We start from the raw sequence: 12643 nt of genomic DNA on the forward strand, positions 1-12643 counted from the left end.
CTATTATGTCCTTATTTTATCTGTTAATTTTCTCAATGCAAGCAGGAAGTTCCGTGATGTTATCCAATACGAAATGGGCACCGGCAGCCAACATGCGTTCACGTACTTCGTGTTTCAGTCCGGCCAGTTCGTCGGCAGAGCGGCGGTTGTATTCTTCTTCCGAAATGCCCATCTCGTTACTTCCCGTTATAAGGCCGACAGCCCATACTTTCGCATTCACTCCCTCTTTGATATCGGCAATCGTATCGCCCACCTTCACCACATTATCCACCGACGGGATAGCCAGGTCAATCATATTCTTATAAATCATATAGGGAGCCGGACGGCCTGCGGGGACATCATCGGGAGTCACCAGGTTGTCCACCACATAACCTTTTGCGGCGGCACCCGGACGGACCACGTCCATCATAGCTTGCGTATAGCCGGTTGTCGAACCAATCTTCAGTCCGTCTTCACGTAACAGTCGGATAGTATCCAGTACACCGGGTATCGGAGTCGTAAAGTTTTTAAGGGAAGCGAACAGATGCTTTTCGAAACTCTGATACATCTCGTTCACGTCGTCCATATTCCAGTCGCGGCCATAACGTGCACGGAATTTATCATTCACCTCCGGCATATTCAGAATAGCCTTGATATGGTCTATCTTGAGAAGTCCCATCGGTTCACGTGCCTGACGGTAAGTAATGTCTATTCCTTTTTCTTCCGAAAAGACTTTCAGGAAGGCGTTCAAAGGAGCGAAACAACCAAAATCGACGGCCGTTCCGGCCCAGTCCATAATTACACACGAAATCTTCTTCATAACTTTATATACTAGTTTTTATTATTTCTCTCAGGCTACGGTGATGGCATTCTGCGGAGTGGCTTCAAGTGTCTCTTCCCTGGCGGCTGTCATACCCGTTTCTTTACGGAAACGTTGATGCAAATATACGAAAGAACAGATGAAAGTGATACAACAAAAGATGCCAACATAACCGGCTAGTTGATTATAAAATACCGCCCAATTAATATGGGGGTTGCAAAACTCTTTCAGGATAAGAACCAATACGGTTCCAGTGTATCCCAGGAAGTCTGTCGTCACGATAAAGAACCCTACATTTCCACGTATTTTGAAACAGGCGATGAACCGGTCGAAAAAGATAGTCTGGAAAGTCAGATAGGCAATATACAGGCACAGACTCTGGATAAACAGCCATGTCACAGGCGACAGATGAAACCGGTCCTGCCCGAAAGAAACGACCGACATTGCAATCATTCCCATGATGATAAGACCGAACAGGACAGATAATGCTTTCAGATTGTCTTTCACAAAGACCATCAAACCGAATATCCCCAGGATAATCAACGTCACCACACTGTCAATCTGGGCAAAAAGCCAGGGAGAATAAGCAGTGACATCTATGATATTCACCAGGAAATCTTCTTTTATATCCCGCAGGACTACAATAGCTATGTTTGCCACAAAAAGCATACTGAGGAAAGGCATAAAGCTCTTAAACAACTCCCAGCGCTGCTGTCCGTTCAACGTTTCGCGTTCAGACTTCATGGCGATGTCTTCTTTGTTAGGCTCCGGAAGTTTGTTCAGCGCACAACCGAGCAACAACAAGAGGGGAAGCGCAACGCCGCCAATCAGGGCCGGCATCCAGAACTCGCTTACATGGAGATGGTTCATGACATACAACCCGACAGACTTGGCCGTACCCGAACTAATCACCATACTGACTCCCAGCAGGCTTGCCAGAATATCCGTCACCCGGCGTCCTTCGATAAAACTGAAAATGACTCCCCACATACATCCCAGCGACAACCCGTTCAGAAACATGGCAGCCACATTGAACGGCGTGGAAAGCAATCCGAATAAAATAAGTGAAGACTCCGCCAGCACCACAGAAGTGAGGATAAACTTAAACCGTTCTTCCGGCTTCAACTCAGAAATCAGCTTAATCCCTATGAATTTGGAAATGACATATCCCAGTATCTGTGAGATTGTCACCACCACTTTATAATCCAAATCGAAGAATTCCGCATTTTCAAAGGAGGCAGCCGTAAAAGGTTTGCGTAGTGCATATACTAATGAATAGGATAACAAGGCGGCACCTCCGGCCCAAAGGATAAAAAGAAAATCGGAAAGACGTTTCCGGGTTGTTTCGTTGATATGTAACAAATTATTCATCATGCTGTCATTTTGTTTTCGACGGCAAAAGTATCCCGGAGATGTTACAGGAATATTACTGAACACATGAATATGTATTATTAATATATAACTAAATATCAATAAATTATAAAGAAATATTTATGTAACATTCATGTAACGGAAATGCAACAAACGGGGCGTTATTTTGTATTGTATTAAAGAAAATGTTACATGATGAATGACTTCTCAGAACTCTACAAAAGGATTGAATATTTAAGGAACAACGGTACGAAGATGAAAGAAATAGCCGATTGGGTGGGAATGGCTCCGAGCGTATTGTCATCGCTCTATACGACCGTCTTGCCCGCCTATTTTGAATCGGCCAAAACAATGCCGCAGGAAGAGGCGCTCGACCAGGCGCTATCGCTGGTTAATAACGTATCCAAAAGAAAACTGCTTTCGGGACTGGAAGACACGCTGAACCGTCTCGACGAACTGGAACCGGCGGCATTGCACACACAGAAAGGGATTCCTTTCATCGAGTCGCTCAACGAGGAATTATCTCTTTCCGCCCGGAAGACAGCCAACATCTGCGGGTTATATACCAGCTATAGCCTCTCCTCCTCCAGCGATTGCCTGAAATGCGAACCTTATATAATCACATTGTCCGACAATAAGGACCATATCCGTATCGGCCGGCTCAATGCATACGATGAAGCACAATGGGGCATCGGGGTAAACGGGGACCCTCAAAACTTCTATTGCATGTTCAGTGAAAATCCGGTTCCCCCGTTAACGCTGGTTACTGTCTATCTGCAAATTCCCATGTTCAAGAATCCCCGCCAGCTGCGCGGTTTATATCTGGGACTGGATTACAACCGCAATCCGGTCGCCCGCCGTATCGTCCTCATAAAGGAATCGGAAAGTACGGACATCGCAGAGTTTCTGGCAATGAAAAACGGCCTGATAGCCAAAGAAGACTTCACGCCCGAACAACAATCCTATTACGACTACACCTGCCAGACCGGCGATTACATCAAAATGTGCACCGTCCCTTCTCTCCGCATGGATGAAAGCGACCTGATAAAAGAAAAGAAGATGCTGGCATTATAAAGCCGGCATCTTCTTCTCTGATAGTTCCTTTATAAATTCCTTATAGTTTCCTTACAATTTCCTTATTAGGAAACTGCGGTTTCCTGCCTTGGAAACTCGCGTTCCCTGCCCAGGAAATTACAGTTCCCTGCCCGGGGAACTACAGTTTCCTGAAACAGGAACTACGAGGAAACTGTAATCGACTAGCGAATAACATTATAAGTCATTTTGCCCCGGTGCCGTTTTTCATCCTTATTCCTTTTGGAATTTACGGCTTACTTTCACCAGGTTTGCAGTAAACGATACAACGTTCTGCGCTTCCTGTACCATATTCAGATAGACCATGCTTACCTTCGTACTTCCGCTCTGTCCCTGGATACGTTTCAATTCACCTTTCTTCAGGGCGGTGAGCTGGTTGGTCAAGGAGACGGATTCGACTATGACATCGTCCAAACGATGATAATCGTTCATTTCAATCATGACAGCGCAGCGTTTCAGATAAGTAATGATGCTCTCCGTCATTTTGCTGAAATCTTCTTTCTGAATATCGTTGAGCGGACTGAAGTTATTATCCACATGCTCCTTGCTGGGTTCTGTCAGACGGCGGACACTGAAGATAATCTCGCTGGCGAAATCATTCCCCTGATAATAATACAATCCCTTTTCGACGGCAATATCGTGTTCCAGATGCGTTACGCCCAGCGTACCGACACGTTTTACTTGCTTCAAATGTATCTTTTTCTCTTCTATTTCATTCAGGACTTTACGCAGCTCCCGGAGATTTTCATTCATGAAACCATGGACGGAGCGGTCGAGTGCATCCGCAGTAAACAGCAATACCGACTGTAATTCTTCACGGCTATGTTCACGGAACAAAAAAAGGGCTTCGCGGCTGTCTGTCGTATCACGCAGTTTGGCAACTGTCGTGTTCACTTCTTCCTTCAGGGCTTCTTTCTTCATCTTTTTCTTATAAGCAATCTGACTGCGTATCAACATATAAACTGCCAGGCCGACCATTGCTGCCATCGCAGCAATACCTCCGAAATAAATAACGATAGCAACCAGGAAGCAAATCGTAAAAGCAGCTCCCGCCGTAATAAACCATCCGCCGATAACCGACAACACACCGGTAATACGGTAAACCGCACTTTCACGTCCCCAGGCACGGTCGGCCAACGAACTACCCATTGCCACCATAAATGCCACATAAGTCGTTGAAAGCGGTAACTTCAAAGAAGTACCCAATGCTATCAGCAATCCCGAAAGCACCACATTAACCGAAGCACGGACCAGGTCAAAGCTGGCTTTGTCTTCCAGAATAATTTCATCATTATTAAAACGGCTGTCAATCCAGTCCTTTACCTTTGGAGGAACCACACTCAGAATCGTACTAGAAGCATTATTGCAAGTACGGACCAGCATACGTGCCACCGGCGATGTACCGAAGCTCTCGTTTCCTTCCGACTGGCGGGATAAATCCAGCGAAGTCTTCACCACATTATGCGCCTTCTTGGAAGTAGCCAGTGCAATCACCATCACCAGACCGGAACCGACCAGGAAATACCAGGGTGTCTGAGCCGGGGCAAGCAGCGAACCCATCAGGAATGTATCCGTCGTCGTCGTTCCCCCCTGTGCCATCAAATCCATATAAGAAGAATAGCCGACCAGAGGAACACCGATAAAGTTCACCAGATCATTTCCGGCAAAAGCCAGCGCCAGGGCAAAAGTACCCAGCATCACAATAATCTTGAATACATTCACTTTCAGCCAGTGAAGGATTTGCATCAGGATAGTGAAGAAAATAAATGCTCCCCACACAACCATGCTGGTATTGCCGTAAATAAGCTCTTTCAGATTACCGGTCATAAACGAACTTTCCTTCAACCCTTTTATCAGCATAAAATAAAGGATGGAAGTAGCCGCCAGGCCGCCAAACAGCGCTATAAAGTATTTTGTATGTTTCTTATAATTAAATGTAAAGATGAGACGCGAAATATATTGTACCACGCTTCCGAAAAAGAAAGCAATCGCCACAGAAAGGAAGATGGCCAGAATCACGGTAAAGGCCTTATCGGTATTCAGCAAATCCCCCAACTGCAAAGCACCGTTGGAATTGGCTATCTTGACCAGCGACAGGGCCACCGTACCTCCCAGCAATTCAAACACAAGCGAAACGGTCGTCGATGTCGGCATCCCCAATGAATTAAAGATATCGAGCAGTACGACATCGGTCAGCATAACAGCCAGCAGGATACACATAATCTCAGAGAAAAAGAAGTGTTGCGGCTGATAAATCCCATGCCGGGCAATATCCATCATACCGTTTGACAAAGAAGCGCCGACAAAAATACCGATTGCGGCGATGACCATAATAGTTTTAAACGATGCGGCCCTCGAACCGATTGCAGAATTCAAAAAGTTTACTGCGTCATTACTAACTCCGACCGACAGGTCAAATACCGCCAGCACGAAAAGAAAAATTACGAGGAACAGATAGAATGTTTCCATAAATGAGTGTTACATATTCGACAACAAAGGTCTGAAACAAATATTTCACATGTGTTACACAGATATTACAAACATGTTACAATTGTTAAAACGCCCTTATTATTAAAACAAGGGAGAAAAAAGAAAGTTAGCGCGCAGGAGGCTTTTCTTTTATAAATATGGAATACCGAACCCGGCAGACCGTATCGGACACAATACACTGATATCGAAACAGTCCCATCTTTCTTGACATTCTTTCCAAAACTATTTCCCCAAAAACGAGTCTTCATCCTTATTAAAGAACCTTATATGAATACATTAGCTGATATTTGTCTGCCGTTCTTCCTAATTTGGTTGATTAATGAAACAAATCATAATCACAAATCACATACATTTGTAATATAAAACTTATTGGGAAATAAGGGGGTCGGTTAAGTAAGAGAGGGAAAGACCTGGAGTTAAATCCAGACTTTCCCTTTCATTTTTTTGTATCTTCCAAACTACAATATTTCTTTCCATACCAGTAGGGGTATTTTCAAAATTCCTGTCTTAATAATAAACGATATAACTCGGTCTATAACCAATATCTTTACAATATCACTTCGATTTTTTCCATTTTTTTCGTTCCTTTACAGTTTCAATACTGTAAAGGAACATTTTTCATGAGACGGATAACAATCTTATTTCTACTTATTCTTTTTGCTTTTTCAGTTTTTGCAACGCCGGATTCTTCACCTATCGACTGGAAATTATCAGGCCGTTTATTCCTGGATGGCGGTGTTTATATTCATTCTCCCAAAGAGTTACATGCCGGAACGCATATCGCAGATGTCCGGCTGGCAGCCAAAGTCCGTATCTATTCGAACTGGTATACCAAAATAGATGTAGGCTTTGCAAATAATAAGATAACACTGAAAGATGCATTCACCGAATATGGCAAAGACGGAAATTATTTCCGTGCCGGTTATATGCTCGGTTATTACAGTATCGACCAATCGACCAGCACAAATGATTTAATTTTCAACACAGCCTCCAATGTGGCGGAAACTTTCTATCCGGACCGTAGAATAGGCATATCCTACACACGTTCCCTTCCTTCTTATTATTTATCAGCCGGTGCTTTTTGCGGCGACGGACTCAGTTTCTCTGAGACAACCAAACCCGGTTATAACTTTTCCGGACGTGTCGTCTGGCGTCCGGTGAACTCTCCGGGACAATTATTCCATATAGGCACGGGAGTTTTATTCAAGGTCCCTGATGAAAATACGGAAACCGGCGAACAACAAATCCGGTTAAAGACAAAAGGCGTTACATACATTCCATCTCCACGGACACTGGATTTGACATTCGAACATGCCAAAAATCAGGTTCAGTCGAACGTAGAATGCCTATTGTTTCAAAAAAAATGGCTGTTACAAACAGAGTTTCTTTACACGAAAATCAAACAAAATTCTTCCCTACCCTCCTATTCTGCCCACGGAGGATATATATTGGGCGGATTCCTCTTAAAAGGGAGCAAATATGCTTACGACGCACTCGATGCAATACCAGTAATGCCTGAAGACCCACATTCCATTCTTCTTGCCTGCCGTTACAACTATACGAACCTGAATGATTTCAGCAGCCATATTACAGGAGGAAGCCAGCACGATATATCCATCGGCATCAATTATTATTTCAACAAATACATTTCCTCCCGCCTGAATTACGCACATCTTTGGATGGACAAGTATTCTGCATTAGGCAAATGCAATATTAACATGATACAATTGCGACTGCAATTCCGATTCTGATTACTTGCTCTCCCCCGTCTTATTTACTCCGAACAGATCCACTCCGTATCTCCACGACTTACTTCTTATAAAATGCCATATCCATTCTTTCTTATCAGTCAAACCACAAAGAAACAGACCTAAATAAAAAGGAGCTGTATCAAAATACACGAAATGACACAGCTCCCTTATTACCAACTTTCCTAAGCAATCTATTTGCAATAGTTCAGAACCTCTACATTCTTAATCGTACTCTTGAAATTGCCGGTCTTCTCTAAAGGGAACACCAAAGTACGGATATAATTCTGTTTACTTTTCCCCTCTTTGTCAAAGAAACGCTGTTGCTTGTTCAACTCCTCTTTCAACTGCCCATTCACATACAAACGGGTCGATTGTTCATCTCCACTGATAGCAATGGCCGCTTCCTCTCCGGGATAGAATTGATAATTAAAAGTATTCAGATAACCATCGCGGGCAAAGCCCAATTTACCACTAATCGGGTCGGACAAATAAAATACGGCATCGGGAGAACGGAACAGTTCTGTCCCGCGTTCTTCTTTGGCAGAACAGACATCAAATGAAACAGTATAATGATAACCTATCTCTTTCAAGCCCGTCTTTGTATTCGGTTTCAAAACATCCTGATTGTACACCGCACGCGGTTCGCCCTTCATGCGTCCGGCTACATTCACACCCGGCCCTTCACCCAGCGCAATACGCTTCGCATCGAAAGTTTCATAAGGGACCTTACAATCCGCGCCCGTCCACATCTTGACTGCCAATGTCTGCATAGCCGGGAATACACGGTAATGAATATCCTTCGTACTGATACCGTTGCCCGCATGATCGTTCCATACGGCAAACATTCCGCCCTTGATCTGTTTATGCTTTTCAGGGAATACCTCTTTGCCTACGTGAGCAGGAGTCCATTCATTATAAAGCATCTTCGTATTCAAATAGTTATAATAATAACCGGCTTCCGGGACGATATACAAATAACCATCAGGTACACTAATCAAATCATATCCCTGCTTGACCATCTCCTTCGGATCTGCATAGCCATTATACCAGGCACTCATCAATACGTTTTCCGATTTAACAGGAGTATCTCCGTTTGCATGCGTCAATGCTCCCCAAACACACGCCTGCTTGCCAAAGCTTTCAACAAAACGAATATAATGGTCAGTAAACTCGCGGAACTTCTCTACGACCTCTTTCTTCTTATTCGAATATTCATCTGTCCCGATATGCACCTTTTTACCTCTGAACACCGGATTCCGTCCTTCCAGATATTCACGGAACAAGCTGTCTACAAACTGATAAGTTTCCGGTTTGAACAAATCCAGATGGTCCATGCCATATTCCTCACTACCGATTTCCGGACGATACTGTGTCAATGCCAATGAATGAGCAGGGACATCTATCTCCGGGATGATCTCAACACCAAGGCTGTCGGCCAGTTCTTGCAATGCAATAAACTCCTTCTTAGTGTAATACCCGTCGCGTGCCGTCAGCCCCGGGAAATATTCACTTTCCAAACGGAATGCAGCATACGTCTTGTTCCAATCATGTTCATAAAATTGCTTGAATGCATTATCATTCAGATGAACCTGTAACGTATTCATCTTATAATAGGCCATCATCTTAACGTAATCGCGCAAGAAGTTCATCGGGATAAATTTACGGCCGCAATCCATCATAAAACCACGGATCGCATAATCCGGATAATCGCGCATTGAACCTTTTGACAAAGCCAGGTCACTGTTTTGCTCCGTCATCTGAAGAAGCGTACGGGTTGCCCAGTATAAACCTTTAGCTTTGGGAGCCGATACGGTTACACGGTCAGCTATTTTCACGGCATATCCTTCTTCACCCAGTTGTTTGTCTCCGGATATGGAGAAAACAAAGTCACCGGCAGAGGCTCTTCCCTGCACAACAGCCAACTTACGCCCGAACATTGTTTCATAATCTTCGGCAAACTGATTAGCGACACGGGCAACAGCAGGATCTTTACCCGCATAAACAATACGGGAAGTGGCAGAAGGAATAAACATTCCCTGGGCACCTCTCCATTCCTGTAATTCAGGTATCACGAACGGTTTCTCGTTATCGGCAGCAAAACTTTTCCCTAAAAAGAGAGTACACGCTGCAACCAGCATTAAATAGCGTTTTATCTTCATTATATTTTAAATTTAAGCGTACAATATTACTGCTTTTTACTCATCTGCACAAACCGGAAATGAAGGAATAGTTAAAAGATGACTAATAAAAAGGCGGTTTCTGATTGATTTATTACTTTTGTGCTCAAAAACATATAAATGAGTTACAAATGGAACACACGGACGGAACTTTTACTGGGGGCCGAACGGATGGAGTACTTGTCACATTGCCATGTGTTGGTCGTAGGACTTGGAGGCGTCGGGGCTTATGCAGCCGAGCAGATATGCCGTGCCGGGATAGGACATATGACCATTGTTGATGCGGATACGGTGAACGACAGCAATATTAACCGCCAACTGCCGGCTTTACACTCTACCTTAGGGATGCAGAAAGCGGAAGTTGTAGGGCAGCGTTTACTGGATATCAACCCGCGATTGAAGCTGACAATACTCAATGAATTCCTGCGTGACGAACGGACAGAAGAGGTTCTTTCTGCCCAAAAGTACGATTTCATCGTGGATGCCATCGATTCACTCAGTCCGAAAGCATATCTGCTATATCATGCTTACAGACGTGAAATCCCCATTGTTTCATCCATGGGTGCCGGAGCAAAGATCGATCCGTCGCAGGTGAAAATCGCTGACATTTCCAAGACATGCAACTGTGCATTGGCAAAAGCGGTGCGCAAACGGCTTCGGGGAATGGGACTAAACAAAGGTATTCCGGTCGTTTTCTCAACAGAAATCGCCAATCCGGAAGCCGTAGTGGAAGTGGAAAACGAACAATGCAAGCGGACGACTACCGGGACAGTTTCGTATATGCCGGCTATTTTCGGCTGTTATCTGGCTTCCTATGTAATAAGAAATATTTAATCAACATGATACAAACGCAGGGTATTACTAAAAGTTTCGGGAATTTACAGGTATTGAAGGGCATCGACCTGACGATCAATAAAGGTGAAGTTGTAGCTATTGTCGGCCCCAGCGGTGCCGGAAAAACGACGTTGCTCCAGATTATCGGGACATTGGATACGCCCGACAACGGTAAGTTATTTATTAACGAAACAGAAACAGGCAAACTTTCCGAAAAAGAACTGGCTGCCTTCCGTAATAAGAATATCGGCTTTGTATTTCAGTTCCACCAGCTACTACCGGAATTTACAGCGTTGGAAAACGTAATGATCCCGGCACTGATTGCCAGGGAAAAGGCGTCCGACGCAGAAAGAAGAGCGAAGGAAATACTTGATTTCATGAAACTATCGGACCGTATGACTCATAAACCGGCTGAATTATCCGGTGGCGAGAAACAACGCGTCGCCGTGGCCCGTGCATTAATCAATAACCCCGCCGTCATCCTGGCTGACGAACCTTCGGGCAGCCTGGATACAAAAAACAAAGAAGAATTACACAGCCTTTTCTTCGAATTACGTGACCAGATGCACCAGACATTTGTGATCGTAACGCACGATGAACAACTGGCTGCCAACACCGACCGCGTGATTCACATAAAAGACGGTGTCGTTTTAGAGTAAAAAAAACAATAATTTTAATTATGGCAGACAACAATAGAGTAACCTTTGGTAGTAAAATAGGTGTAATTCTGGCAACTGTAGGATGTGCTGTGGGGCTAGGTAACATCTGGCGTTTTCCTTATATGGTCGGAGCCAATGGCGGTGCGGCCTTTCTTCTGATCTATATCGTTTGCATCCTGTTGCTGGGACTACCGGTGATGATCACCGAGTTCTTTATCGGAAGACATTCACGTAAAAATGCAGCCGGAGCATTCAAAGTGATGGCTCCCGGAACCCATTGGAGTATAATCGGCTATAATGGCGTATTGGCCGCATTTCTCATCCTGGGTTTCTATTCCGTCGTATCGGGATGGACACTGGAATATATTTACCAGGCCTTTACCGGATCGCTCCAAGGCAAAACGGCTGCCGATTTTACCGTTAGCTTCGAGACTTTCTCGTCAAGCATTGTCCGGCCGATCGTATGGACCATCATATTCATCGCTATCACCCATTTCATTATTATTTCCGGGGTTGAAAAAGGTATCGAACGGGCATCGAAGATTATGATGCCGGTATTGTTTTTCATACTGGTGGCTTTATGCATACGTTCTGTCACATTGGACGGGGCAGGCGAAGGACTGGCATTCCTGTTCAAGCCGGATTTCGACAAGATCACTTCATCCGTCGTGTTGAGCGCGATGGGACAGGCTTTTTTCTCCCTGAGTATCGGAATGGGATGCCTGATCACCTATTCTTCTTATTTCGGTAAAGATACAAAACTGCAAACAACGGCATTGCAGGTTACAATTCTCGACACAATGGTCGCCGTGCTGGCCGGAATCATGATTTTTCCGGCAGTATTCAGTTTTGGCATTGCACCGACAGCCGGTCCCGAACTTGTATTTATCACGCTGCCGAATGTCTTCGAACAGCTACCGTTCGGGAATGTCTGGTCGTTAGTCTTTTTCATCTTATTAGCGCTGGCAGCTCTGACTTCCACCATTTCGCTCCACGAGGTGGCAACGGCTTATGTACATGAGGAGTATCATATTTCGCGAAAGAAGGCCGCATGGTTCGTATCGGCAGGCGTATTGATTTTAGGTATCCTGAGTTCCTTATCTTTCGGCATCTTAAAAGAAGTAACCATTTTCGGATTGACTTTCTTCGATGCGCTCGATTACCTGACCGCCAAAATCATGTTACCGCTGGGCGGCATGTTGATCTGTATTTTTGTCGGTACCCGAGTCAATAAAAAGATTTTGAAATCCGAATTAACCAACAAAGATTCAATACCTTTCTACTTCTTCAACATGTATGCTTTTTTTATCAAATATATCGCACCGGCTGCCATCGGCCTGATCTTCCTGAACGAATTGGGACTGATCAAAAAGATAACCTCCTTGTTTTGAAAAATAAAGCTATGAGTTACTTGCTTATTCGCAGGTAACTTATAACTTTGCAAAACTGTATTCTTTTGTAATAACAACT

The 12643-nt window shown here is 44.3% G+C and carries 9 protein-coding genes; 5 read left to right on the forward strand and 4 right to left on the reverse strand.

Going from position 1 to position 12643, the window contains the following annotated elements; genetic code table 11:
- Positions 1 to 16: 16 nt before the first annotated feature.
- Positions 17 to 799 carry a phosphonoacetaldehyde hydrolase gene (gene phnX, locus NBH15_RS01955; protein WP_250821869.1) on the reverse strand — a complete coding sequence of 261 codons (783 nt, stop codon included), beginning with the start codon at positions 797 to 799 and terminating at the stop codon, positions 17 to 19.
- A gap of 30 nt (positions 800 to 829) precedes the next feature.
- A complete protein-coding gene (locus tag NBH15_RS01960) occupies positions 830 to 2170 on the reverse strand; it encodes a DUF5690 family protein (RefSeq protein ID WP_250821877.1) in 1341 nt (446 codons plus the stop codon).
- A 195-nt stretch (positions 2171 to 2365) separates the two neighbouring features.
- Here NBH15_RS01960 and NBH15_RS01965 point away from each other — a divergent pair, with 195 nt between their 5' ends.
- Positions 2366 to 3244: a hypothetical protein gene (locus NBH15_RS01965; RefSeq protein ID WP_250821878.1), complete on the forward strand. Its 879-nt coding sequence runs from the start codon at positions 2366 to 2368 to the stop codon at positions 3242 to 3244.
- Positions 3245 to 3475: 231 nt separating this feature from the next.
- Here NBH15_RS01965 and NBH15_RS01970 read toward each other — a convergent pair whose 3' ends face one another.
- Positions 3476 to 5731, reverse strand: coding sequence for an inorganic phosphate transporter (locus tag NBH15_RS01970; RefSeq protein WP_250821870.1), 2256 nt, complete (start codon positions 5729 to 5731; stop codon positions 3476 to 3478).
- Between the two features lie 641 nt (positions 5732 to 6372).
- Here NBH15_RS01970 and NBH15_RS01975 point away from each other — a divergent pair.
- Positions 6373 to 7503, forward strand: coding sequence for an OprO/OprP family phosphate-selective porin (locus tag NBH15_RS01975; RefSeq protein WP_250821871.1), 1131 nt, complete (start codon positions 6373 to 6375; stop codon positions 7501 to 7503).
- A 191-nt stretch (positions 7504 to 7694) separates the two neighbouring features.
- Here NBH15_RS01975 and NBH15_RS01980 read toward each other — a convergent pair whose 3' ends face one another.
- Positions 7695 to 9662, reverse strand: coding sequence for a beta-N-acetylhexosaminidase (locus NBH15_RS01980; RefSeq protein ID WP_250821872.1), 1968 nt, complete (start codon positions 9660 to 9662; stop codon positions 7695 to 7697).
- A gap of 138 nt (positions 9663 to 9800) precedes the next feature.
- Here NBH15_RS01980 and NBH15_RS01985 point away from each other — a divergent pair, with 138 nt between their 5' ends.
- The 3 genes from NBH15_RS01985 to NBH15_RS01995 are packed head-to-tail and all read left to right on the forward strand — an operon-like array spanning position 9801 to position 12564.
- Positions 9801 to 10514, forward strand: coding sequence for a tRNA threonylcarbamoyladenosine dehydratase (locus tag NBH15_RS01985; RefSeq protein ID WP_009860627.1), 714 nt, complete (start codon positions 9801 to 9803; stop codon positions 10512 to 10514).
- A 5-nt stretch (positions 10515 to 10519) separates the two neighbouring features.
- Complete coding sequence (locus tag NBH15_RS01990) at positions 10520 to 11173, forward strand: ABC transporter ATP-binding protein (RefSeq protein ID WP_244050438.1); 654 nt, start codon at positions 10520 to 10522, stop codon at positions 11171 to 11173.
- Positions 11174 to 11193: 20 nt separating this feature from the next.
- The gene (locus tag NBH15_RS01995; RefSeq protein ID WP_244050439.1) at positions 11194 to 12564 is read left to right on the forward strand and encodes a sodium-dependent transporter; all 1371 of its coding nucleotides are present in this window, start codon (positions 11194 to 11196) and stop codon (positions 12562 to 12564) included.
- Positions 12565 to 12643 lie beyond the last annotated feature (79 nt).

Source organism: Parabacteroides caeci (genome assembly GCF_023656795.1).
GTDB lineage: Bacteria > Bacteroidota > Bacteroidia > Bacteroidales > Tannerellaceae > Parabacteroides > Parabacteroides segnis.

Excerpts from the sequence above, each read along its gene's own strand:
- NBH15_RS01975 (WP_250821871.1), top strand. The coding sequence starts at position 6,373 with ATGAGACGGATAACAATCTTATTTCTACTTATTCTTTTTGCTTTTTCA.
- NBH15_RS01960 (WP_250821877.1), bottom strand. The coding sequence starts at position 2,170 with ATGAATAATTTGTTACATATCAACGAAACAACCCGGAAACGTCTTTCC.
- NBH15_RS01970 (WP_250821870.1), bottom strand. The coding sequence starts at position 5,731 with ATGGAAACATTCTATCTGTTCCTCGTAATTTTTCTTTTCGTGCTGGCG.
- NBH15_RS01990 (WP_244050438.1), top strand. The coding sequence starts at position 10,520 with ATGATACAAACGCAGGGTATTACTAAAAGTTTCGGGAATTTACAGGTA.
- NBH15_RS01965 (WP_250821878.1), top strand. The coding sequence starts at position 2,366 with ATGAATGACTTCTCAGAACTCTACAAAAGGATTGAATATTTAAGGAAC.
- phnX (WP_250821869.1), bottom strand. The coding sequence starts at position 799 with ATGAAGAAGATTTCGTGTGTAATTATGGACTGGGCCGGAACGGCCGTC.
- NBH15_RS01980 (WP_250821872.1), bottom strand. The coding sequence starts at position 9,662 with ATGAAGATAAAACGCTATTTAATGCTGGTTGCAGCGTGTACTCTCTTT.
- NBH15_RS01985 (WP_009860627.1), top strand. The coding sequence starts at position 9,801 with ATGAGTTACAAATGGAACACACGGACGGAACTTTTACTGGGGGCCGAA.
- NBH15_RS01995 (WP_244050439.1), top strand. The coding sequence starts at position 11,194 with ATGGCAGACAACAATAGAGTAACCTTTGGTAGTAAAATAGGTGTAATT.